Origin of the sequence: Bradyrhizobium sp. SYSU BS000235 (assembly GCF_049747295.1) — a bacterium.
Classification (GTDB): domain Bacteria; phylum Pseudomonadota; class Alphaproteobacteria; order Rhizobiales; family Xanthobacteraceae; genus Afipia.
Genome location: NZ_JBMHJM010000001.1, coordinates 2,166,308 through 2,189,933, shown reverse-complemented (window position 1 = coordinate 2,189,933; position 23,626 = coordinate 2,166,308). Strand labels below are relative to the sequence as shown.

Annotated in this window: 23 protein-coding genes; 3 read left to right on the top strand and 20 right to left on the bottom strand. The window is 60.7% G+C overall.

The features are described from left to right. Positions 1–102: 102 nt before the first annotated feature. From ACP0KA_RS10195 to murJ, 14 genes are all read right to left on the bottom strand, one after another. On the bottom strand, positions 103–519 hold the full coding sequence (locus tag ACP0KA_RS10195; RefSeq protein WP_424628677.1) for a helix-turn-helix domain-containing protein: 417 nt from the start codon (positions 517–519) through the stop codon (positions 103–105). A gap of 245 nt (positions 520–764) precedes the next feature. After that, complete coding sequence (lnt, locus tag ACP0KA_RS10190; protein ID WP_424628676.1) at positions 765–2,366, bottom strand: apolipoprotein N-acyltransferase; 1,602 nt, start codon at positions 2,364–2,366, stop codon at positions 765–767. Further along, the gene (locus ACP0KA_RS10185; protein ID WP_424628675.1) at positions 2,363–3,478 is read right to left on the bottom strand and encodes a hemolysin family protein; all 1,116 of its coding nucleotides are present in this window, start codon (positions 3,476–3,478) and stop codon (positions 2,363–2,365) included. The genes lnt and ACP0KA_RS10185 overlap by 4 nt, the downstream gene beginning before the upstream one ends. Then, positions 3,479–3,988 carry an rRNA maturation RNase YbeY gene (gene ybeY / locus ACP0KA_RS10180; RefSeq protein WP_424628674.1) on the bottom strand — a complete coding sequence of 170 codons (510 nt, stop codon included), beginning with the start codon at positions 3,986–3,988 and terminating at the stop codon, positions 3,479–3,481. It abuts the gene before it with no gap. Positions 3,989–4,046: 58 nt separating this feature from the next. Continuing rightward, on the bottom strand, positions 4,047–5,129 hold the full coding sequence (locus tag ACP0KA_RS10175; protein ID WP_424628673.1) for a PhoH family protein: 1,083 nt from the start codon (positions 5,127–5,129) through the stop codon (positions 4,047–4,049). A gap of 4 nt (positions 5,130–5,133) precedes the next feature. Continuing rightward, on the bottom strand, positions 5,134–6,534 hold the full coding sequence (gene miaB / locus ACP0KA_RS10170) for a tRNA (N6-isopentenyl adenosine(37)-C2)-methylthiotransferase MiaB (protein WP_424631551.1): 1,401 nt from the start codon (positions 6,532–6,534) through the stop codon (positions 5,134–5,136). Between the two features lie 96 nt (positions 6,535–6,630). Next, on the bottom strand, positions 6,631–7,344 hold the full coding sequence (locus tag ACP0KA_RS10165; protein ID WP_424628672.1) for an HAD family hydrolase: 714 nt from the start codon (positions 7,342–7,344) through the stop codon (positions 6,631–6,633). Further along, the gene (locus ACP0KA_RS10160) at positions 7,341–7,790 is read right to left on the bottom strand and encodes a Fur family transcriptional regulator (protein WP_424628671.1); all 450 of its coding nucleotides are present in this window, start codon (positions 7,788–7,790) and stop codon (positions 7,341–7,343) included. The genes ACP0KA_RS10165 and ACP0KA_RS10160 overlap by 4 nt, the downstream gene beginning before the upstream one ends. A 46-nt stretch (positions 7,791–7,836) precedes the next feature. Beyond that, positions 7,837–8,343: a ribosomal protein S18-alanine N-acetyltransferase gene (gene rimI, locus ACP0KA_RS10155; protein ID WP_424628670.1), complete on the bottom strand. Its 507-nt coding sequence runs from the start codon at positions 8,341–8,343 to the stop codon at positions 7,837–7,839. 2 nt (positions 8,344–8,345) lie between these two features. Further along, complete coding sequence (tsaB, locus tag ACP0KA_RS10150; RefSeq protein ID WP_424628669.1) at positions 8,346–9,041, bottom strand: tRNA (adenosine(37)-N6)-threonylcarbamoyltransferase complex dimerization subunit type 1 TsaB; 696 nt, start codon at positions 9,039–9,041, stop codon at positions 8,346–8,348. A 136-nt stretch (positions 9,042–9,177) separates the two neighbouring features. Beyond that, complete coding sequence (locus ACP0KA_RS10145) at positions 9,178–9,738, bottom strand: NifU family protein (RefSeq protein WP_424628668.1); 561 nt, start codon at positions 9,736–9,738, stop codon at positions 9,178–9,180. 136 nt (positions 9,739–9,874) lie between these two features. Continuing rightward, positions 9,875–10,369 carry a universal stress protein gene (locus ACP0KA_RS10140; RefSeq protein WP_424628667.1) on the bottom strand — a complete coding sequence of 165 codons (495 nt, stop codon included), beginning with the start codon at positions 10,367–10,369 and terminating at the stop codon, positions 9,875–9,877. Positions 10,370–10,671: 302 nt separating this feature from the next. Continuing rightward, positions 10,672–11,709 carry a tryptophan--tRNA ligase gene (gene trpS / locus ACP0KA_RS10135; RefSeq protein ID WP_424628666.1) on the bottom strand — a complete coding sequence of 346 codons (1,038 nt, stop codon included), beginning with the start codon at positions 11,707–11,709 and terminating at the stop codon, positions 10,672–10,674. A gap of 56 nt (positions 11,710–11,765) precedes the next feature. Further along, complete coding sequence (gene murJ / locus ACP0KA_RS10130; protein WP_424628665.1) at positions 11,766–13,322, bottom strand: murein biosynthesis integral membrane protein MurJ; 1,557 nt, start codon at positions 13,320–13,322, stop codon at positions 11,766–11,768. 148 nt (positions 13,323–13,470) lie between these two features. Here murJ and ACP0KA_RS10125 point away from each other — a divergent pair, with 148 nt between their 5' ends. Both ACP0KA_RS10125 and ACP0KA_RS10120 read left to right on the top strand, forming a co-directional pair. Further along, a complete protein-coding gene (locus tag ACP0KA_RS10125; protein ID WP_424628664.1) occupies positions 13,471–14,472 on the top strand; it encodes an adenosine kinase in 1,002 nt (333 codons plus the stop codon). A gap of 430 nt (positions 14,473–14,902) precedes the next feature. After that, positions 14,903–15,238: a hypothetical protein gene (locus tag ACP0KA_RS10120; RefSeq protein WP_424628663.1), complete on the top strand. Its 336-nt coding sequence runs from the start codon at positions 14,903–14,905 to the stop codon at positions 15,236–15,238. A gap of 132 nt (positions 15,239–15,370) precedes the next feature. On the opposite strand, the gene ACP0KA_RS10115 is transcribed toward ACP0KA_RS10120, so the two are convergent. From ACP0KA_RS10115 to ACP0KA_RS10100, 4 genes are all read right to left on the bottom strand, one after another. Further along, the gene (locus ACP0KA_RS10115; RefSeq protein WP_424628662.1) at positions 15,371–16,165 is read right to left on the bottom strand and encodes an enoyl-CoA hydratase/isomerase; all 795 of its coding nucleotides are present in this window, start codon (positions 16,163–16,165) and stop codon (positions 15,371–15,373) included. A 265-nt stretch (positions 16,166–16,430) separates the two neighbouring features. Next, positions 16,431–17,348: a pirin family protein gene (locus tag ACP0KA_RS10110; RefSeq protein ID WP_424628661.1), complete on the bottom strand. Its 918-nt coding sequence runs from the start codon at positions 17,346–17,348 to the stop codon at positions 16,431–16,433. 28 nt (positions 17,349–17,376) lie between these two features. After that, entirely contained in the window at positions 17,377–18,759 is a 1,383-nt protein-coding gene (locus ACP0KA_RS10105) for a malonyl-CoA decarboxylase (RefSeq protein WP_424628660.1), read from the bottom strand. A gap of 138 nt (positions 18,760–18,897) precedes the next feature. After that, a complete protein-coding gene (locus tag ACP0KA_RS10100) occupies positions 18,898–20,268 on the bottom strand; it encodes an MmgE/PrpD family protein (RefSeq protein ID WP_424628659.1) in 1,371 nt (456 codons plus the stop codon). A gap of 324 nt (positions 20,269–20,592) precedes the next feature. On the opposite strand from ACP0KA_RS10100, the gene ACP0KA_RS10095 reads away from it, so the two are divergent. Then, positions 20,593–21,039, top strand: a complete 447-nt coding sequence (locus ACP0KA_RS10095; RefSeq protein ID WP_424628658.1) for a hypothetical protein — start codon at positions 20,593–20,595, stop codon at positions 21,037–21,039. A 60-nt stretch (positions 21,040–21,099) separates the two neighbouring features. Here ACP0KA_RS10095 and ACP0KA_RS10090 read toward each other — a convergent pair whose 3' ends face one another. Further along, on the bottom strand, positions 21,100–22,206 hold the full coding sequence (locus ACP0KA_RS10090; protein ID WP_424628657.1) for an NADH:flavin oxidoreductase/NADH oxidase: 1,107 nt from the start codon (positions 22,204–22,206) through the stop codon (positions 21,100–21,102). Positions 22,207–22,389: 183 nt separating this feature from the next. Continuing rightward, on the bottom strand, positions 22,390–23,619 hold the full coding sequence (locus ACP0KA_RS10085) for a glycosyltransferase (protein ID WP_424628656.1): 1,230 nt from the start codon (positions 23,617–23,619) through the stop codon (positions 22,390–22,392). Positions 23,620–23,626: the final 7 nt, after the last annotated feature.

Genomic DNA, 23,626 nt, shown 5'->3' with positions numbered 1-23,626 from the left:
TCTGACATTCGTATGAGTTGTGGCTAGCTCGTTTACGAATGTCCAGAATCCAGTTCATCGCCCGTCAAGCAAGCATCAGTCATCGAGAAGCTGTGGCGATGATCAGGGATGGTCCGCTTGTTCGCGCGAAGCCATCTGCTCGACCAGATCCACGATGCTGCGGCGAAGCTTGGCATCCGTAATGCGCGTGAACGCACGGGTGAGAGCCAGCCCTTCCGACGTTGCGAGGAAGTCGGAAACATAAGCGGGCGATGACGCTTCGCTCATTCCCGTCGGTGCGTTGGGACCAGCCGGCCCGCCCTCAAACAAAAAGGACACCGGCACCTGCAGGATGTCGGAGATCTGCTGGAGGCGGCTTGCACCGATACGGTTCGTACCCTTCTCGTATTTCTGGACTTGCTGGAAGGTTAAACCCAGCGCTTCGCCGAGTTTTTCCTGGCTCATGCCAAGCATGATCCGCCGCATCCGAACGCGGCTACCTACATATTTATCGACAGGATTGGGCGCCTTGGTTGTCATCTAGAAGCTCCGCGCCATCGCTGCATACACAATACCAGTATTACCATTGTTGGAATGATAGAACCGGATTACGCCTTTCGCCGCGAGGCCGTCAAATAGTTGTGACGGAATGGTGAAAATTTCAGCTATTAGGCGCCCGACTTACCTAGGTTCCGCACTATCATACCTGAAACCCTTTTGTCAGGAAGGGAACAGCCCATGATAGTGCAGAAACGCAAGCAAACTTGGAAGAAGTTTAAGGCGCCTCACGCACTTTGCTTCGCACGCCGGCGGATAACCACGATCGCGGACAGCGCGATCACGATTGCGGCAGGAATATCCTGCACTTGTGAGTACAATGTAGGCGATATCGCGGCAGGAAGTCCGGAATCCAAAACACCTTCGGTTCCAAGATCGAGATGGCCGATGATCCGGCCGACCGGGTCGATGACCGCCGAGATACCGGTGTTCGCTGAGCGGACGATCGGGAGGCCTTCCTCGATCGCGCGCATGCGCGTCTGCTGGAGGTGCTGATAGGGCCCCGTCGAAATTCCGAACCAGCCGTCGTTCGTCAGATTGACGATCCAGCCCGGCCGATCATCGCCGGGGACCACATCGCCCGGAAAAATAGCCTCGTAGCAAATCAACGGCAGCATGCGCGGCGCATTGGGGATCGCCATGGATCGCCGACGGTCGCCGGGAATAAAGCCGCCGCGCATTTTTGTCAGCTGCTGGAGACCGAGTTTTTCCAGCACGCTTTGGAACGGCAGATACTCGCCGAACGGCACGAGATGAAGCTTGTCATAGACCGACAAGATCGTGCCGTCGTGATCAATGACGTAAATCGAATTGTAGGCGCGCGTGATCCTGGATTCGGGAGGTTGATCGGGTGGGCGGATTCCGCCGGTGACCAAGACCGTACTCGGGGGCAGGAAGTTTGCGATCTGCGCCATGGCGTCGGCTTCGCGTGACAGGAAAAACGGAAACGCCGATTCCGGCCAGATCAAAATCGTTGCGTCTTTGACGCCAGTCGTTTGCGGTCCCGTCGAGCGATCCGACAGCGACAGATATTTATCCATCACCATCTGCTTGGCGGAGTAATTGAACTTCACATCCTGCTGCAGATTCGGCTGCATGAGACGTAGCTTGACGTCCTTGACGAGCCGGGTGGGTTTGCTGGAGAGCCTCGCCGTCCCGTAAGCGCCCATGACCGCGAGCAGCACAAGCGACGCGCTTAGCGGCAGCCATGGCCGGGACGTGTTGCTGCGGTCATCGAACAAGACCGCAGGACTCGCGAAGATCGCCACCGTGACAAACGTCAATCCCCAGAGGCCGATCAGCGCGGCACTCTGCGCCAGCGCAAGCGGCTCAGTCAGCGCGTAGCCGAGGGTGTTCCATGGGAAGCCCGTCAGGAGGTGCCCACGCAGCCATTCACTGACGGTGAGAGCGCATGCGAGCGCAAGGACGCGCGTTCCATCCTTGGTCCAGATCAGGCGGGCAAGCGCAAAGCCAAAAGCCATGAACAGTGCCAGCAGCGCAGGCAACCCCATCACGGCAATCGGCAGCAGCCAGGCGAATGTCTGTGCGTCGACGAGAAATGCGTAGCCGACCCAGTAGAGGCCTGCGACGAAATATCCGAAGCCGAACCACCAACCGCTGGCAGCAGCGGCTGGAATGCCTCCGAGGCGTCCCGCACCGGCGCCATCGATCAGCCAGACCGTAACGGGAATCGTAATGAAAAGGACAGGCCATGCATTGAACGGCGCAACGGCGAGCGCGGACACTGCGCCGGCGACGAACGCGATGGCGGCGCGGCGCCAGCCCCACGACAGGATGATACCTGCGATGAACGCGCGCAGAGATGTCATGGAGTACCCGCAGTGTCGCCGGAGGGCGAAGAGTTTGTGTCGGGTGGAGGCGTGTTCGCGGAATCCGCTGCAGCTTCCCGGCGCCTTTCACGAAGGCGCGAATTTGAGCGATCCTTGCGCGTGCCGATCCGCACACGCTTGACCCGCCGTGGATCGGCGTCGAGCACTTCGATTTCGAATTCACCGGGGCCGGAGATGATCTCGCCCCTGATCGGCAGGCGGCCAACCTGCGTCACGAGATAACCGCCCAGCGTATCGACGTCCTCGCCCGCTTCGCCGGTGTCGAACTGCTCGCCGACCACCGACTTGACGTCGTCAAGGCCCGCGCGAGCGTCCGCGATGAAGGAGCCGTCGCCCTGCCGGACTACCGATGGCGGTTCATCGCCATCGTGCTCGTCGTCGATTTCGCCGACCACCTGTTCGACGATGTCTTCGATCGACACCAGTCCGTCAGTACCGCCGTATTCATCCACGACCAGAGCCAGATGAATCCGGGTGGCCTGCATCTGCGCCAGAAGATCGATGGCGGGCATCGACGGCGGAACATAGAGCAGCTTGCGCATGATGTTCGCGTCAATCAGCGACATGCGCAGGTCGACGGCACGCAGATCGAGTCCCGCCGGAAACGGCTTTTTGCGTTTGGCATTGATCTCGTCGGCAACCTTGGCCTTTGCGGTGATGAAGGCGAGCAGATCACGGATATGGACAATGCCTTCCGGCTCGTCGAGCGTGTCGTCGTAAACCACAAGCCGGGAATGGCCCGCGCTCTCGAACGTGGTCATCAATTCGCCGAGCGAAATGTTGCGCTTGACGCCAACGATGTCGGCGCGCGGCACCATGACATCGGCGATGCGTCGCTCGTGCAGCGCGAGGATATTGCGCAGCATGGTGCGCTCGATGGTCGAAAATCCCGTTTCATCAGGCGCCGTCGCATCGAGAACAACCTGGAGATCCGCACGTGCCGATCCGGCCTTCCAGCCGAACAACGTGCGCAGCGCACGCATCAGCCACATCTCGGAGGACGGCCGTAAGACTTCACCGTGTTGCACCGGCACCGGCAAATTGCTGCTGGGCCGCTGGGTTTCGGTATGACTACTGTCCGGGTCGGGCACCTATTTCACCTGATCGTCGTGCGCATAGGGATCGGGAATACCGAGCTGCGCGAGAATATTCCGCTCGAGGTCTTCCATGACCTCAGCGTCGTCGTCGTTTTCGTGATCGTAGCCGACCAGATGCAGAAAGCCGTGGATGGCCAGATGGCTGAGATGATGGTCGAACAGCTTGTGTTCAGCGTCGGCTTCAGCGCGCGTCGTCTCATATGCAATGGCGATGTCGCCGAGCATGCGCGGCGCATCGTCATCACGAGATGGGCCGGCTGGCTGCAGTGCTGGAAACGACAACACGTTGGTCGGCTTGTCGATGTTGCGCCAATTCTTGTTCAGCGTGCGGATGCCGGCATCGTCCGTCAGCATAATTGCAAGTTCGGCGTCCGCGGTATCCGCATCGACCATGGCGGACGCCGCCTCGATGGCGCGATGAATGGTCGTTTCCGCCTCTGTTTCGCGCTGCCAGCAGTCGGCGGTGACGAGAATTTCGGTCGCGGGGTAGCCGTCGGGGGTCATGGGTGATGGTTTTCTATCGTCCACACGGTTTATGTCATAAGCATCCGTGCATGATGCATCAAGGTTTGCCAGGGGCGGCCTGTTTCGGAGCGCCCTCGTAAGCGGCAACGATCCGCGCCACCAGTTCATGGCGGATGACGTCCTGGGCGGTGAAGTGCACCTGTGCGATCCCTTCGACACCGGCAAGGAGCTTCGTGGCTTCCGCGAGGCCTGAGGGCTGGCCATTGGGAAGGTCGACCTGGCTCGGGTCTCCCGTGATAATCATGCGGCTGTTCTCGCCAAGACGCGTCAGAAACATCTTCATCTGCATCGATGTGGTGTTTTGCGCCTCGTCCAGAATAATCGCGGCGTTTGTCAACGTGCGGCCGCGCATGAATGCCAGCGGCGCAATCTCGATCTCGCCGCTTTGCAAACCGCGTTCGACAATGCGCGCGTCCATCAGGTCATAGAGCGCATCATAGATCGGTCGCAGATAAGGATCGACTTTTTCGCGCATGTCGCCCGGCAGGAAGCCGAGCCGCTCGCCGGCTTCGACCGCCGGACGTGACAGGATGATCCGGTCGACTTCCTTGCGCTCGAACAGCTGACACGCCCGCGCCACTGCCAACCACGTTTTACCGGTACCCGCAGGGCCGATGCCGAACACCAACTCATGACGCTTCAACGCGCGAATATAAGAGTCTTGCGCAGCTGTCCGGGCACGCACTGGCCGCTTGCGCAAATTGAGTTCTTCGAACTGAGGCTTCGCGGCTTTTGGCTCCTCCAACTTGGATTCGAAGCCTTTGTCGAACTCGAACAGCGATCCTTGCGCGATGACGGCGCGGATCGCGCCCTCCACGTCGCCCTGCGCCACATCGTGATTGCGTGTCGCCTGCTCATAGAGCATTTCAAGGACGCGTCGTGCGCCGTCGCATGCATCCCGCGTTCCGGCGATGGTGATGTGGTTGCCGCGGGAATCCGCCACAACGCCGAGGCGGCGTTCGATCAATGCCAGATTTTGGCCGTAGGGGCCGACCAGCGCAGAGGCGGCCGTGTTGTCGTCGAACGCAACGACGATCTGGGTTTCATGCGTCAGTGGAATGTCTCGGTCGTGCTTGCGGCCAGGGGCGAGGGTCGGCGAATCCGATGCGCTTTTTGGCAAGGGTTCAGGCTCCGGTGGTCATGGCGGACGGGACGGCTTGCAGCGAGGGATTGGGAGACGATGCGAGCGCGCCGATCAGGCTGTAGCGCTCGAGACTTTCGATGGAGACCGGCAAGACCTTGCCGATAATGTCCGGGGAGGCCATGACGTGTGCGGGCTGCAGATAGGCCGTGCGGCCGACGAGCTGACCGGGGTTACGGGCCGCTCGCTCAAACAGCACATCAACCGTCTTGCCGATCGAAGCTGCGTTAAACGCAGCCTGCTGGCTGTCGATCAATGCCTGGAGTCGCGCCAATCGCTCATCCATCACGCTTGCCGTGACCATCTCCTGCATGTCCGCCGCCGGCGTTCCGGGCCGGGGCGAATACTTGAAAGAATACGCACCAGCGTAGCTGATTTGTGTGACCAGCGCGAGTGTGGCTGAAAAGTCGTCTTCGGTTTCGCCGGGGAAACCGACAATAAAATCCGACGAAAAGGCGATGTCCTCGCGGACCTTGCGGAACCGGTCGATGGTGCGACGATAGTCCATCGCGGTATGCTTGCGGTTCATGGCTTCGAGAATGCGATCGGAACCTGACTGAACCGGCAAATGAACGAATGGCATCACGGCGGGAATATCGCGGTGAGCCTCGATCAATGCCTCGTCAACATCCCGGGGATGGCTGGTTGAATAGCGCAATCGGGCGATGCCGGGGATTGCAGCAAGGCGATGCAGCAATCGGCCGAGCGACCAGGTCGCGCCGTCCTCGCCGTCACCGTGAAACGCGTTGACGTTCTGGCCGATCAGCGTGATCTCACGCACGCCGTTGTCTGCGAGCCGTTGCACGTCCTCGATGATACGCGCGACCGGGCGTGAGACTTCCATGCCGCGGGTGTAGGGCACCACGCAAAACGTGCAGAACTTGTCGCAGCCTTCCTGCACCGTGACGAAGGACGAAATCCCACGGGCCCGAATCGCCGCCGGCTTGGGATCGGGAAGTGCCGCGAATTTATCCTCGACAGGAAATTCGGTCTCAACGGCGCGGCCCTCGGCTTTCGCCTTTGCCAAAAGCTGCGGCAAATGATGATAGCTCTGCGGGCCAACAACGACGTCAACGACAGGGGCCCGGTTGATGATCTCATTGCCTTCTGCCTGCGCGACGCAGCCGGCAACGGCGATCCGCATCTCGCGGCCTTGGCGCGCAGCTTCATCTTTGGCTGTGCGCAGCCGTCCAAGCTCCGAATAGACCTTCTCGGAGGCCTTTTCGCGGATGTGGCAGGTATTCAAAATCACGAGGTCGGCGTCATCGACGCTCGACGTTTCCACGAATCCTTCCGGCGCCAGCGTGTCCACCATGCGTTGTGCATCGTAGACATTCATCTGACAGCCGTATGACTTGATGTGCAGCTTTCGCGGCGTGTTCATCGAAACCTTGTGATTGGTGGCTTCCGCCATCCCGTTGGCGCCTCAAATATAGGTAAAAGGCGCCAGAATCCAGCTATCTGGCCTATTTCGACCGTCTCAAATCGGGGCGGCTGCCTGCATATGCGGCGGGGCCGCTCGCGCGAGCAGGCCGGGGAGGGCCCGCATATCGTCTATGACCACCGTCGCTCCCGCCGTCTGCAAATTGGCCTCATCCCCCGGACGGCAGTGGCCGCCGCCGACGAAGCCGATGACCGTCATTCCAGCGGCGCGTGCCGCGGTGACCCCCGAGACACTGTCCTCGATCACGAAACAGCGCGCCGGTTCAACCTTCATTTGACCCGCCGCAAACAGGAACAGGTCCGGCGCAGGCTTGCTCTTCTTGACCTGCGACGCGGAGAAGATGTGGGGCGCGAAGCGCGTATAGAGACCGGCACGCGACAGCGTGGTGAAAATTTTTTCATGCGCGCCGCTCGATGCCACGCACATCCGCGCATCGATCGCATCGAGTGCGTCATGGATGTGAGGAATAGCCTCGGCCGCCTCGGCGAGTGCTTCCAGCAACAGTTGGCGGCGCTCGGAATCGTAAGCCTCCGGCAGTGGGCGGCCCAGCTCTCGCTCGACGTCGAGGTTGCTATCGCGGGCGGAGCGGCCAAGGAAACGCTCGCGCACCTGTTCAGCGGTGATCGGATAACCGTGACGCGTCAGGACTTCGGCATGCACGCGGCAGGATATGACCTCGCTATCGACGAGAACGCCGTCGCAATCGAAGATGATCAGGTCGTAGGGACTGTCGGCGTTGGACTGACTCAAGTCTTGTCGTCTTCCAGCGGCACGCAATACAGCTCCAGCCGATGATCGACCAGCTTGAAGCCAAGCTTGCGGGCGATCTCGGCCTGCAGCTTCTCGATTTCTTCAGAGGTGAATTCGATCACCTTGCCGTCACGCAGATTGATGAGATGGTCGTGGTGATTGTCGGGCACCTGCTCATAGCGCGCGCGGCCTTCGCGGAAGTCGTGCCGTTCAATGATGCCAGCATCTTCGAACAGCTTGACCGTGCGATAAACCGTCGAGATCGAAATCTTGTCGTCGATCGCAACCGCCCGGGCATAGAGCTCTTCGACGTCGGGATGATCCAGCGACTCCGCCAACACGCGCGCGATAACGCGCCGCTGCTCGGTCATACGCATACCCGCTGCGGCGCAGCGCTTTTCAATGTCCGTATGGGTGCCGGCAGGCATGGATTTCAGGGCCGTCATGTTTCAGTTCCGGATGGATGGAGCCTGTTTTGCCATTGGGTACAGTTTACGACAAGTCTCGTTGCATCACCACGGCGTTCAATTGTTCCCCGCTAGCATCCTTGTAGTAGCGCTCGCGGCGGCCGACGACGCGAAATCCGGCCCGTTCATAAAGCGCACGCGCGGCTCGGTTATTTTCTTCCACTTCGAGAAATACCTTTTTCAGGCCTTGCCCTGCCAGATGCCCGAGATGCGTGCGCAACAAGTCCCGCGAATAGCCGCGCCCGCGCTGATTCGACGCAATGGCAACGGACAGGATCTCGGCCTCGTCCGCGGCGATGCGCGAGACGATGAAGCCGATGACCGTGCGCCCCTGCCGCAGCCGATGGGCAAGTGCGTTACGCTCAATCAGGATCTGCTCAAATTCGTCAGCGCCCCAGCCGCGGTGGAAGGATGCACGATGCAGTTGCGACAGTCGCGGCGCGTCGCGCACGGTTGCAATCTCGACAGCAGGTGCGGGTGCTTTAAACAACCGCGGAAAAATCCGGCTAAGGACATCGGTGAGTAGTGACATCGTCAGGCTCGCGGCCCGATCTGTACCTGCGGTGTGCTCGCTTTCGGTTTGGCATCGGGCGGCCGCAGATAAAACGGCTTCGCTGGCGATTCGCCTGGCTCAACGGCCGCGCCGAGCCATGCCACCCAGGTAATGTCCGGGCCGGGTTGTGTATCGACCGACGACGGCCCCATCTGATCGTGCGGCCAAAGATCGGCGAGCAATTGTGCCGCATTGCCAACCATGCGTAACGTGCCGAAGCGGGCCGCAGCAAACGTTTCCTCGATCGGCGCGACTGCAGGCTTCATCAGCGTCGCGCCATTGCCGGCGACAACCTGAAAATAAACATGGCCGTGGCGCGCATCGATCGCTGACATGATCGGCTGCTCCTGTCCTTCCGCGACCAGTGGAGCGACGTAAGCGGATAGCGTCGTCAAACCCACGACGGGCTTGCCCGCGGCAAGTCCGATGCCCCGCGCGGCGGAGAGGCCAACGCGCAATCCGGTAAAGCTGCCGGGGCCGGTGGTGACGGCAATACGGTCGAGGTCGAGATAGGCGATTCCGGAATCGGTCATGACGCGTGCAATGAGTGGCATCAGCGCTTCGGCGTGGCCGCGCTTCATCGGCTGCGTTTCCTGCGCGATCACGGTCTGGGTATTGGTGTCCAGCACGGCGGCGGCGCAATAATCGAGCGCAGTGTCTATGGCGAGGATCAACATGGAACCAGTTCTAGCACCGCCGAGCATTGCTGGAATTGAAAATCTTTTCGCTTGATTTGGAATGACCAGAAAATTGCCGGAATAAAAACGGCCGGGACATGCCCGGCCGCGATGTCTGACGCAAGGTAAGCCCGCCTTACATCGGCCGGACTTCAACCACGTCGGGGATGAAGTGCTTCAGCAGGTTCTGGATGCCGTGCTTGAGTGTTGCGGTGGACGACGGGCAGCCGGCGCATGAGCCCTTCATATCGAGATAGACGATGCCGTCCTTGAAACCGCGGAACGTGATGTCGCCGCCGTCGCCTGCGACCGCAGGACGAATGCGGGTCTCGAGCAGATCCTTGATCGTGTCGACCGTCTCGGTATCGGCTGCGTCGAAGAACTCCTCCGCATGGGCTTCTTCGGGCTTGTCGCCATCCGCCAGCAGCGGCGCACCGGACATGTAATATTCCATGATGACGCCGAGGATTGCCGGCTTGAGATGCTGCCAGTCGCTGTCGTCCTTGGTCACCGTGACGAAGTCGGAACCATAAAACACGCCGGTCACGCCGGGGACGCCGAACAGCCGTTCCGCCAGGGGCGAACGGGCGGCAGCCTCGCGGCTGGTGAATTCCATGGTGCCGTTGTCGAGGACGGCTCGCCCCGGAATGAACTTCAGGGTCGCAGGGTTGGGCGTGGCTTCAGTCTGGATAAACATTTGATTCTCCGACACATCGCCAGTTCAAGGCCGGCGCGAACGGGGTGGGTGAAGGGTTCCTCTAGCAGATGGCGCCTGAAAAAGCACGGTCAAGGGGCGCGGAGCAGGGGTGTCCGCCAGGCGCCGTTGGCCCGGCTCAGGACAAGGCGTCGAGGTCGCTATCGCTGAGGTTGCCCGGGACGATGGCAATGGGAACCGGAAAGGTTCCGGCCGTTTTCGCCAGCATGGTGATGATCGGGCCGGGTCCCTCGGCGCCAACGCTGGCCGCAAGCACCAGCACGGCGATATCGACGTCCTTGTTGATCACATCCAGAATCTGTTCGGTGGGAGCGCCTTCCCGGATCACACGTTCGGGCGTGATGGCGGCGATGCCGTTGGCGCGTCCGGAGGCGCGGTCGAGCGCGGCGTTGGCTGTTTCCTCCGCTTCCGCACGCATGATGTCGGCAACGCCGAGCCATTGCTGATTGCGGTCTTCGGTGTCGATGACCCGCAGCATGACCACACCGCCACCGACCCGCACGGCCCAACGGCTGGCATAGTAGACGGCGCGGTCGCCTTCGGCGCTGTCGTCAACGATGACCAAACATTTTGGCTTATGGCCCTGTTCGTAGCTTCGTCGCTGATTGCTCATGCATGTCCCGAATGATGAACTCGTGCGGTGGATCTTACGTTCGCATCAGCAATAACCGCGAGTCCATCATGCGAACGTCAGATCCAAAACCGCACTAGATTCATATTTTGCGCGTGTCCCTTCGATTCCGAAGTTCGCATCTGAACGAGCCGCAAGTCCATGCGAACTTCGGAATCGGGACACGCGATCATGCTGCCATGCGTGGGGTCATGCCGACAAGACGAGAAGAAACCTTGACGCGCGGTTGATTCGCGGTTGCAGAGCGTTCTGCGAGCGCTGGGCCGACCGGTGTCGTATGCGTTTCAGCGCTTGCGGACGAAGCCGACGATGTCTTTCACGGCGTTCATGGTGTCTTCAGCGATGACGCGCGCACGATCTGCGCCGTCGATGAGCACTGAGTCCACGTAAGCCGCATCCTGTGTCAGCTTCTTCATTTCCGCGCCGATCGGGCCGAGCTTTTCGACGGCAAGATCGACCAGCGTCGATTTGAAGCCGGAAAACTGGCCGCCGCCGAACTCGCGCAGCACGTCTGCCTTCGGCTTGCCGGAGAGTGCGGCATAAATGCCGACAAGATTGTCCGCCTCCGGCCTGCTCTTCAGGCCTTCTTCCTCACTCGGCAACGGCTCCGGATCGGTCTTGGCCTTGCGGACCTTTTGCGCGATGGCATCGGCGTCGTCGGACAGATTGATCCGCGAATAATCCGACGGATCGGACTTCGACATTTTCTTCGAACCGTCACGCAGCGACATCACGCGGGTCGCCGGTCCCGTAATCAGCGGCTCCGGCTGCGGGAAGAACTTCTCATCGAAGTTGTGGGCGCGGATGGAATCGGCGAAGTCGTTGTTGAATTTTTGCGCGATGTCGCGCGCCAATTCCAGATGCTGCTTCTGATCTTCGCCGACCGGCACGTGGGTTGCGCGATAGACCAGAATGTCCGCGGCCATCAGGTTCGGATAGGCGTAGAGTCCGACCGACGCGTTTTCGCGGTCCTTGCCGGCCTTCTCCTTGAATTGGGTCATGCGGTTGAGCCAGCCGAGGCGGGCAACGCAATTGAACACCCAGGCCAGTTCGGCGTGGCCCGACACCTGGCTCTGGTTGAACACGATGTGTTTCTTCGGGTCGATGCCGCTGGCGATGAAGGCCGCGGTGACCTCACGGATGTTGCGCGTCAGTTCGGCGGGATCCTGCCACACGGTGATCGCGTGCAGATCGACCACACAGTAGATGCAGTTGTGCGTGTTCTGCAGTTTGACGAAATTGACGATGGCGCCGAGATAGTTGCCGAGGTGCAGATTGCCCGTCGGTTGAACGCCTGAAAAAACCAGTTCTTTCGCTGCCATTACCGTTATTCCTGTCCGTCAAGCATCCCACAGCGCCGTCAATAGCCGGGCGAGGCTTACTCGCGCAAGCCACCATCGCGCAAACTCTCGATCGCCTCGCCCCAGCTGACGATCCGGAACAGGTCGAGAAGCAGGCCATAGAAGGAGACGCCGGCAGCCACGAGGCCACCGAGAATGGTGAGATTGGCGGCGAAGCTTGCGTTGACCTCGACGGACGAGACAAAGGATTCTGCGACGTAGAGCATCGCTCCCATCGCTGCCGCACATGCCACAATGCGCGGCAGGCGCCGCCAAGCCACCGCATCGATCGAAAATCCGAATGTTGTGGCGCCGCGCCATCCCAGCACGGCCGCGCAGAACCAGGCGCCGAGCGAAATGCTTCCGGCGACACCCGTGACCCCGAAGGCATGTCCAAACGTCAGCCCGCTCAGCACGGCCACCACCATCCCGGCGATCGTGGCGACCAGCGGCGTCTTGGTATCCTCCCGGGCGAAGAAGGCAGGGGACAGCACCTTCACCAGAACGTGCGCCGGCAGGCCGAGCGCGAGGACGGACAATGCCTGCGCGGTGGCGGCGGTATCCTCCGCCGTGAACGCGCCATGCTGGAACAGCACGCGGATGATCGGCTGGCTCAGAAGCGCCAGTCCAAGCGTTGCCGGCAAAGCAAGACCAACCGCGAGCTCAAGTGCGCGGGATTCCGCGTGCATCAATGCTTGGCGATCGCCGCCCTGAATGGAGCGGGTCAGTTCAGGGACGAGCACGGTTCCCATCGCCACCCCGACCATGCCGAGCGGCAGCTCGATCAGTCGATTGGCGAAATAAAGCCACGAGACCGCTGCAGGCGATGAGGAGGCAATGATCGCGCCGCTGACGATGAGAAACTGCGGACTGGCGTTCGCGATCATCCCGGGGATTCCCTTGCGAAGGAAGCCGCGGATCTGCGGATCGAATGAAATCCGCAGAGGCGTCGCAACGCCCTCCCGCCAGGGCCGGCGCTGGACCAGAATCAGCATTTGCAGACATCCGGCGACGCCAACGGCGCCTGAAATGACGGTCGCTGAAAACAGCGGATCGTGCCGCCAGACCAACAGCACCACGAGCACGACGATCAACGTGATATTGAACAGCACCGGCGAGAAGGCCGTCAGAAGGTAGCGCTGCTCGGCATTCAAAACTCCGATCATCACGATGGAGGGGCCGACAAACGCGAGGTAGGGCATCATCAACCGGGCGTTGTTGATGGCGAGTTGCAGCGATTCACCGCCTACAAATCCCGGCGCCAGGAGCGAGATGACGAGCGGCATCAAGAGCGTCAGGGCAAGCGCGATACAGATCAGGATCAGGCTCACGCAGCCAAGCGCCCGCCCCGCAAACGCGGCTGCAGCCACTTTGCCCTCGGTTTCGCGAACGCGCAGATAGGTTGGCACCAGCGCCGCGTTCAGTGCCCCCTCGGTGAATGAGCGCCGCGTCACGTTGATGAACTGAAAGGCGACCAGAAAAGCGTCCGCAACCGCGCCGGCTCCGAGCAGGGCCGCGATCAGGGAATCCCGCAAAAAGCCCAGCATCCGCGAGGACAGCGTTCCGGTCGATACGGTCAAAATATGACGAATCATGCGGGTATTCTTTGGAGCCTTTCAAGGGTCGTATGAGGCCGCGCGCTTGCTGGCGGATGCCTTGTCGTGATAGGTCGCCACACCTTCATGGCGGTATGAAATACCAGCTTTTGTTGGTTCCGCCCTCCGCCCAGCAGGATTATAATTAATGACCGCAACGACATACGATGTTCTCGGGATTGGCAACGCTATCGTCGATGTCCTGGCGAAAACCGAAGACGGCTTTCTTGCAGAACAGGGCATGTCGAAAGGGGCCATGGCGCTGATCGACGAGTCGCGGGCGGCTGCGATCTATCAGGCGATGGGGCCGGCCACGGAAATTTCGGGCGGGTCGGCTGCCAACACCATTGCCGGCGTTGCCGACTTCGGTGCCCGGGCGGCCTTCGTCGGCAAGGTCCGCGACGACCAACTGGGCAATGTGTTCAGCCACGATATCCGCGCCATCAAGGTTGCGTTCGACACCCGCCCAGCCTCGGTCGGCGCGGCCACGGCGCGCTGCTACATCCTCGTCACGCCGGACGGCGAGCGCACCATGAACACGTATCTCGGCGCGGCGCAGGATTTGTCGCCTGCGGATATCGATCCGGCACAGATCGCAGCGTCTTCGATCGTCTATCTCGAAGGTTATCTGTGGGATCCGAAGAATGCGAAAGAGTCCTTCCTCAAGGCGTCGAAAATCGCGCATGAGAACAAGCGCACCGTCGCGCTGACATTGTCGGATGCATTTTGCGTCGGCCGCTATCGCGATGAATTTCTCGATCTGATCAAGACCAAGACCGTCGATCTTGTGTTCGCCAATGAGGCCGAGCTGCTGTCGCTTTATCAGACGAATGATTTCAACGCAGCGCTGACGCAATTGCGCGGCGATGCCAGCCTCGCGGTTGTGACGCGCAGCGAAAAAGGCTGTGTGGTTCTTAGCGGTGATAAGGCGACACCGGTGCCGGCCTCTCCCGTGAAGCAGGTGGTGGACACGACGGGCGCGGGCGACCTGTTCGCGGCGGGCTTCCTGTTTGGTCTGGTGCGCGGATTCAACCATGAAGATTGCGGTCGTCTGGGTGCACTTGCCGCAGCCGAAGTGATTCAGCATATCGGGGCGCGTCCGCAGACCTCGCTGAAGGCGCTGGCCCAGGCGAGCGGTCTGTCCGTCTGAGATCCAAGCTGATGCCCGACAAGATAGGGCTCACTTTTCCCTGCTGGACGTGACAAGCAATCGCGTTGCTGCGTGCTTCGCGGTATCGGAGCTCGCAGCGCCGCGCTGGATGATCCAAGATCCGGCCGACGCTGGGCTCGGCCTCGAAAATTAACCATGACAAGAACAGGCGAGGTGGCAGCAGCGCGATCAACGGCGTTGTTTGCGGCTTTTCGCCTGCGTCAGAGCTTTGCGTTAACTCCTTTCGTCTTGAATGCGCGGATCCGAGCCGCCATATGCCGATTGAAGCATGCCGGTGGGAACCATTTTTGCCGCCGGGAATTGGAACGCGGTTGTGGTTCAAGGTCTCTTGTGGCTCGACGTCTTTCAACAAGTGCAAACCAGACAAAAAACAGATGTTTGCCGCGCATCGCACGGCGGAAGGACCAAGATGATCGCGACCTGGAGTGAGTGGAAACGGTATCCCAAAGCCACGCGCGGGGAGCGGCTTGAAGCACCGATCGGGCCGGGGATTTACGAAGTCAGGCATGCGTCATCGGGCGCATTGTTCGCCTTCGACGCGGTCGACAATCTCGCGAACGCATTGTCGTCGCTGCATACGGGGCCGAAATCATTCACGTCGTGGTTTGGCCGGCGCGATCCGGTTGCGCTTCCCGACCTCGAATATAGGACCTGTGCGACGGCGACGCGCGCGGATGCCAAAGCCGCAGCCGAACGCATGATCGGCCGGCGTGAAGCGTACATGAACCATAGCCATGTAGCCTGATGAGAATTTGCGTGATCGATATAGGCGTAACGCGTCGATCAAAAGACGCGAAAGCGCACAGCTTACTATTCCAAGATAAAAAAGCCGCCCTGTCTTCAGAGCGGCTTTTTGTGTGGAAATGGCCGACTAAAATCAGCGGCCGGTGAATTTCGCCGGGCGCTTTTCCAGGAACGCGCTGACGCCTTCCTTGAAGTCTTCCGCGCGGCCCGCGATCTGTTGGGATCGCTTTTCGAGATCGAGCTGCTCCTCGAATGAATTGTGCGGGCTTTCCCAATAGAGGCGGCGGATCAGCGACAGGGCGACCGTCGGACCATTCGCGAGATCGTGCGCGAGTTTTCTGGTTTCTTCCGCCAGCGCGGCATCATCAACCACGCGGTTGATGAGACCCCACTCCAGCGCCTTTTCGGCGGGGAGTCGCTCGCCAAGCAGCGACAACTCGACGGCGCGCGCCTTGCCGATCAAGCGGGGCAGGATCCATGTCGAGCCGCAATCGGGAACGAGGCCGATCCGCCGGAACGCCTGCAGGAAGTAGGACGACCGCGCGCACAGGATGATGTCGCCCATCAGCGCGAAGCTCATGCCTGCACCGGCGGCAGGGCCGTTAACGGACGTGATGAGAGGGCAATGCAGATCGCGCAGACGGCGCAGGAACGGATGAAATGCGGTTTCCAGAGTGCCCCCTGCGTTGCGCCGAACCGGATTCTGCTCCTTGTTGCGGCCCTGCAGGTTGGCGCCGGTGCAGAAGGCTTTTCCTGCGCCGGTCAGGACGAGGCAGCGGATGTCGTCACGCTTGTCGTAAACGGCATCGAGTGCCTCACTGAGGCCCGCCAGCATGTCAGTTGAGACCGCATTCATCACTTCCTGATGATCGAGCACCAGTGTGGCGACGGCTCCGTCGAATTCCAGTTTGCAATGGTTGAACTGCATGCGTTCCTCGCTTGATGTTTTTTGCGTCCTCGTTCTGCTTGCGAAAATTTCGCGGAGCGAAACGAGCTATCGCTTTCAAGCAAGACTATCCGGCAATCCGGATAGGCTGTAAACGCCGGGGCGAGGCGAGATGCCGGTGTCGGACCAGCCATGCGCTGATCAATTTCGCAGGGCGGAAGAAATACCTGCGCTTAGGAAATTTCCAACGCAGAAGAGCTAGCAGCGTCGAGTGGTGAGCTGCTGCATCCTGCGTGTCGATGCCGCGTTAGTCCGGAAGCGGAATGAACTCGTGTTCGTTCGGGACATGTGCGAAGCGTCCGGCCTTCCAATCGGCTTTCGCCTCTTCGATTCGCTCTTTGCTCGAGGAGACGAAATTCCACCAGATGTGCCGGGGTCCCTCGAGTGCGGTTCCCCCTAAGAACATCATGCGCGTTGGACGCATCGCCGTAACGGTGATGCGATCTCCCGGGCGGAAGATCAGCATCTGCGGACTGGAAAACTTTTCGCGTGCGATTTCGACTTCGCCTTCGACAAGGTAGATCGCACGCTCTTCATGATCGGCGTCAAGCGGCACGCTCATGCCGGCGTCGAGTGTCACCTCGACGTAAAACCATGGCGACACCATATCGACCGGCGACTTCACACCAAATGATGAGCCGGCAATAATCCGTGCCTTGAAGCCGGTGTCCTGCACCGTCGGCAGGCTCTCCGCGCTGTAGTGTTGAAACGACGGGTTGATTTCTTCCTTGCCGGCAGGAAGCGCGATCCAGCTTTGCAGACCGAGCATGCTCTGGCCGTTGGCGCGCTGAACGTCTGGCGTCCGCTCGGAATGCGCAATACCGCGTCCGGCCGTCATCAGATTCATGGCGCCGGGCTGGATCTCCTGAATATTGCCCTCGCTGTCGCGGTGCATGATGCTGCCATCGAACAGATACGTGACCGTGGCGAGACCGATGTGAGGATGCGGCCGCACATCCATGCCTTTGCCGGCGACAAACTGCACCGGGCCGAAATGATCGAAGAAGATGAAGGGTCCAACCATCTGCCGCTTGCCGTGGGGCAGGGCGCGGCGCACGGCGAAGCCGTCTCCGAGATCGCGCGTCCGCGGGACGATCATCAGTTCGAGCGCGTCGCAGCTTTGCGCATCGCCAAGGATCGGATCATTTGATGGCATCCAGCTCATGACGGCCTCCTGCGGAAAGCAATAATATTCAGTTCGCGTCGCCCGCGACCGAAACTGCCCGAGCCGGGACCAGCTTGCGAATTGTCGATGACGAGGCAACAACGCCCTTCTCGGCATAGGCCTCGTGATTTTCCTCGATCTTGTCGAGGGCGTAGAGATAATTGACCATCAGCCCGTACGATTGCTGCATGCCCTTCTCAGACCGATCGCCGAGGAAGTCCAGCCGCTCCAACCGTGCGCCGTTTCCGAGATGGAAGCGCGCAACCGGATCGACCGGCTGGCCGCGTGGGTTTTTTGCTTCAAGGAAATAATACGCAGCAAGCGGCATCAGCGCGCCTTTAACGCGTTCCGCCGTCTCGGGGTCATCGGCCCAGCCGGGTGTGTCGAGCTCGTCGAGGGCCGCGCGGGTGCCTGCGTCGAGCAATATCGAACTTTCATTGGTGCGCTCGCGCTTCAGCCATCCCGTGAAGTTCGGCACCGGCGAGAGGGTTACGAAGGTTTGCACATTCGGCAACTCGCGCTTGATTTCCTCGACAACCTGCTTGATCAGGAAGTTGCCGAAGGAAATTCCGGCGAGCCCCTTCTGTGTATTGGAAATCGAGTAGAACACCGCGGTATTGGCGGTCGTCGCAGTAATCGGTGTCCGCGATAGATCCAGCAGAGGCGCAATCGCACCGGGGATGTCCCGGGTGAGCGCCACTTCAACGAAGATGAGCGGTTCGTCGACAAGCTGCGGGTGGAAGAATCCATAACAACGCCGGTCGCTGGGCGCGAGGCGGCTGCGCAAATCGTCCCAGTTGGTGATGGCGTGGACCTGCTCGTAACGGATGAGCTTTTCGAGGATGTTGGCGGGGGTGGTCCAGTCGATCCGTTGCAGCACGAGAAACCCTCTGTTGAACCATGAGGCGAACAGATGCACGAAATCGCTGTCGACGTGCTTGAGTGCGGGATGCTCCGAGATATGGGCCAGCAGCGCCTCGCGCATTTGCACGAGCGACGCAGTGCCGCCCGGGGCGAGGTTGAGCCGGCGAATCAATTCCTGCCGCCGCGGCTCGGCGGCTTTCAGTAACTTGCTGACGCTGTCCGGTGACGCATTCTTGGCGCGCACCGCCGCCACCGCGTCGTTGAGCTGCGGCATGTCAGGTCCGAACAGATCGGCGAGCGCATTGAGAAAAGCGAGCTTGTCGGCGTCGCTTGCCGCCGCGTAGCCCGCCAAGAGCGTGCTGGCGAGGGCCACGCCGGTGGCTTCTCCGCGCCGCGACAGCAGTGTTTCGCCGAGGCTGATCAGCTCGGCCTTCGACATGGGGCGCGAGCCGTTCGACAGACCGAGCAGGTCACGACCACGCTCGGTCAGGGTGTTGATGAGGTCGCTCAGAAATGCAGGTGCCCGGTCAAATCCCAGTGTCGCCATATTCAAACCTGCCTTAAAATCTTCGCGAAATTCCAGCGCATATCTTATCTGGAAAGCCCTGCCGACAATAGATCGTGTGCGTGTCCGTTTCCAGACAAGCAAAAAGAGACTTTAGTCTGCTGCGATCGGAAGAAACAATCACTGACGCGCGAGGCGAATGGCCGCGTCCGCCCGATCGAACGTCTCCAGCGCGAGCACCGCGTCGGCAAAGCGTTCCGCGCCGGCATTCAGCACGGGCCGTGCAAGTTGCAGGAATTTCTGGCGCATCGCCTGGGCGTCCGGAAACAGCGATGGCTCTCCGGATGGGTCAGGAATGAGACGTTCGAGCTTCCCTTCTCCGCTCACGATGCTGACGCGCGCGCCGAAGGGGTGGGTGCGTCCGATTTCAAGCCGATCATCCTGCACCACGTCGATCTTGTCGGCTAGCGCCTCGATTGCAGGGTCGCCCAGGCGCTCGTAATCGTCCCAGCCGAAGCTGCCTTGTTCGAGGGCAAGGGCGCCGGTGAAATACATCGAGAACTGCCCGCCGACCACGTTCTTCGGGCGGCGCTTGGTGGCGGCATCGCCGGTCAAGGTAATGCCGTTACGGTGCAGACCGATCTCGACACGCTGGATGTTCTCGGGCGTGAGGTTGTGTTCACGGCGCATGGCGATCAGCGCGTCGATGGCGGCATGGGTGTAGCGGCAGCTTGGATAGGGCTTCACGCCGATCTTCATGGTCTCATAAACCTGACCGAGATCCGCCACCGCCTTGTCCGGATGCGCATCGTCGCTGTAACCCACCAGCAGTCCATGCTTGCCTTCGACGGATTCCGTCGCGCCGATGAAGCCTTCGCGCGCCAGCGAAGCGGCGACAACGCCATTCATTGCCGCCGCACCCACCTGGTAACGCTTATTCCAGGCTCCATTGAGCAGAAACTGCAGTGAGCCTGCAGCCTGGCTGCCAGACACGCCGAACGCCGCGACGATCTGTTCGGCGGAAAGGCCGTAGAGCTTTGCGGCCGCGGCAGCTGCGCCAAATGTTCCGGCAGTCGCGGTCGGATGAAAGCCCCGCGCATAATGCGAGGTTGGGTCCAGTGCATTGCCGAGGCGGCAGCACACCTCATAGCCGGCGACGATGGCGGTGAGCACGTCGCGGCCGCTTGCGCCCGTGATCTCTCCGACGGCAAACGCAGCGGGCACAACCGGCGCGCTGGGATGCAGTGAGGAATCGGCATGGGTATCATCGAAGTCGAGCGAGTGCCCAAGCGCGCCGTTCAACAAGGCAGCGACAGCCGGCGTGTAGGTGCGGCTGTCTCCGCACACGGTCGCCTCACCCTGGGCGTCGAGCCCAAGTGTCGCAAGCATCGCGAGCAGGGAAGGTGTCGATTCCGCATCTTGCCGCGCCCGCACGGCGCTGCCAAGAAAATCCAAAGTCAGGGCTTTTGCGCGCTCCAGCACGTCGGCCGGAATGTCATCGTATTTCAGGTTGGCGACGTAAGCGGCGAGCGTTGCGGTTTCGTTTGCCATGTGGATTCCTTGCAGTGAGAGCGGCAAACTAAGCGTTGCGCGCGCGCTGTTCAAGTCGCGAGATCGCGACGCTCCAATCCCGGAAAGACATGGCGTCGCTTCATGGCGTCGCTTAAAGACATGGCGTCGCTTACGGGAGGCCAGGCGCGAACAACGCGATGTGCTGCACGACGGCCCGCCTCGATGACGGACGTGTCTCACTGAATTATGCCATCTCACCAAAAAATAACGGCGCGCTTATACTTAGGCTTATCCATCCGGCTCGATTTTTTATGGCACGGTGATCCATCTTCCTGACGTATTTATCGATGTTCGGTGGTGGCCATGGTAGGTATGTTTTCTTCACGCGCGAGCGATCGCGTGATCGAACCAATGATCGCGCTCGCGAAGTGCTCTCAACAAGATCAGATCCTGATCGCCGGCGCTAAGGCGATCGAGCTCATGCTTGATATGCATTGGCGCGGTTATGTTCATGCTGCTGCGACCGCCAATTGTGGCCGGCCGGCGGGACAGTACGATGTCACGTTGGTGGATTGGCGGCGTCGCCCGTTCAGGACTCTTGAACAGACGCTGGACTGGCTGCTGAATTACTTGAATCCCCGAGGGACACTCTTGATCTGGGTTGATCCACAGAAGCCGGCTGCGATCCAGAACATCCATCTTGCACTCGAAAAGCGGGGTCTCGTGGTTGAAGCCGATATGATTCACGAGTGCGGTTGCGCTGTCTCTGCCCGACGGCGTGAGACGGCTCCATTGCGGAAAGCGGCGTAACTGACGCCGTCCGCAATGATTGTCGATGCTTGATCCGATCTGCTGATCGTGCGCCAGCGATTACTCGCTCTCGAACAGATCCTTGTACTGCCGAGGCTGAGATCGGAGATACTGGCTGGGAACGCGAATTTTCGCGCCCAATTCCGCTGCGGCGTGCCATGGCCACCGTGGATCGTAGAGGATCGTGCGTGCCAGCGCGATCATGTCGGCATCGCCCGTTGCCACGATCGCCTCAGCCTGGTCGAAGCCCGTGATCAGCCCGACAGCGACGACGGGCATGCGCACTGCAGCTTTGACGGCGCGTGCAAGCGGCACTTGATAGCTTGGTCCCACAGGGATCTGCTGCGCGGGATGCAGGCCACCGCTTGAAACATGGATTGCATCGCAGCCGCGAGCTTCAAGCATCTTGGCGAACGCGACAGTCTGGTCGATGGTCCAGCCGCCTTCCATCCAGTCGGTGCCGGAGACGCGCATGCTGACGGTCTTTTCTGCAGGGAAAGCAGCGCGCACGGCGTCGAAGACTTCGAGCGGAAAACGCATCCGGTTTTCCAGCGAGCCGCCGTACTCATCATCACGCCGGTTGGAAAGCGGCGAGAGGAACTGGTGCAGGAGATAGCCGTGTGCGGCGTGAAGCTGAATGGCATCGATTCCAAGCCGTGCCGCGCGGCCTGCGGATGCAACAAAGGCATCTCTCACCCGGCGAAGCCCGTCGCGATCGAGGGCCGTTGGAGCAACATTGCCCTCAGTAAACGGCACAGCCGAAGGAGCTTCCGTTTGCCAGCCATGGGTTGCGCTTGGCGCGAACTGGGCGCCTCCCTTCCATGGCACTTCCGTAGAAGCCTTGCGGCCGGCGTGGTTCAACTGGATTGCGATCGGCATGTTGGACCAGCGGCGAATGCCTTCCAGCGTTCTGCCCATGGCGGCTTCCGTTTGATCATTCCATAGTCCGACATCGGCCCAGGTGATGCGGCCTTCCGGAAGAACGGCTGTCGCTTCGATCGTCAACAGCGCCGCACCGGAGAGCGCGAGCTGGCCGAGGTGGATCATATGCCAGTCGGTCATGCAGCCGTCTTCGGCCGAGTACTGGCACATGGGTGCGATGACGATCCGGTTCGATAGAGCTAGCTTTCGAACCCGGATTGGCTGGAAGAGGGCGGGCAGGGCCATGACGATCTCCTTGATGCAGAGGCAGCAGATCTACAGCATCGAGGCCGTCATGCCAAAGATCGATATTCTCAGCATTGGCGAACAAATCGTCCGGAGCGTGCGCGAAAAGAAGCTTCCCCTCAGGAGAGCGCCATGCATAGACTAGAATTGTTGCAAGATCGGCCAAATCGGCTTTGCCGCACGCTATGGATGGACGATCTGCTCCAGCTCGCTCACGAGACTGTTCTTGCTGATCTCCGCGGTCATAATTCTCTCCAACCGGCGCGCTTCAGCATGAAATTGCGGCTCCTCGATCAGGCGGCGGATCGTGGCTGCGATGTCCGCCTCAGTCGCGGTCGGCTCCAAAACTAATCCTGCCCCGCAGGCCTCCACGCGCGCGGCGATGTCGCCCTGATCGCGCCCCATCGGCATCACCAAGAGCGGCAGGCCGTGCGAGAGTGCGCGGCTCACCGTGCCGTGGCCGCCATGGGTCACGACCAGTGTGACCTCCTTCATCACCAGATCATGTGGAGCGCTAGGCAAGAAGGTGACGTTCGCCGGCGCTCGCAGGCTGGTGTCCTTCAGGGCAGGACCGAGCGTCACCACCGCATCCATCTCGATGTGTCCGATTGCGTTGACAGTCCGTTGCACAACATCGGCTTGGTCTTGATTTGTCGTGCTGAAAGACACCAGCGCGCGAGGACGATCGGATCCGTGGGGCCAGGAGAAGGCCCATGGCTTCGACCAATCCGAGGTATCCAACAAAGGTCCAATATAGCGAACGTTACCGGGCAGAGAGTCAGCGGGAAAATCGAATGCCGCGCTCATGGCTATCAGGAGCCGGGCGGGCCGATTGAACAGCTCCAGCACATGGCCACAACGGGCAAGCTGCAGGCTTGCACGCGCCTCGTTCAGCATCGGCAGCCACTTATTCATGACAATGGTGAACTGGCTGTTTGCTTCCTCGATCCGAATGCGCTCCGCAGGCGTACAAGGTGCCGGCAAACCGCTGCCGATCGGCGGGACGCCTGGCAAAGGCCGCAAACTGATTGTGGGCGAAAGCAGCGCGCACGGAATGCAAGCGGCTTCCGCTGCCAGCACGGAGCCAAAGAGAGCGGTGTCGGTCAACAGACCGTCAGTCGGGATGCGCTTGATCTCATCAAGCGTGTCCGCACCTCGTGCGGCGGCCGGACCAAACAGCAGGTTATCGTAGGCGTACTCTAGAGGATTGCTGCTCTTGGCGATGGGCGTGAACCGCGGCTCCCGTTGCCAAGTGGCAAAATCGAAACCTGCCACCTCCACCGGCTCTCGCGCGTCCGCGCGAGCGATGAAGCGGACACCGTGACCATTCGCACGTAATTGCCGTGCTGCGGTCAGGGTCGGGCCGAGGTGACCTGGCCCTCCCCAAGATGCCACAAGAAAACTATAGGGCATGGCTTCA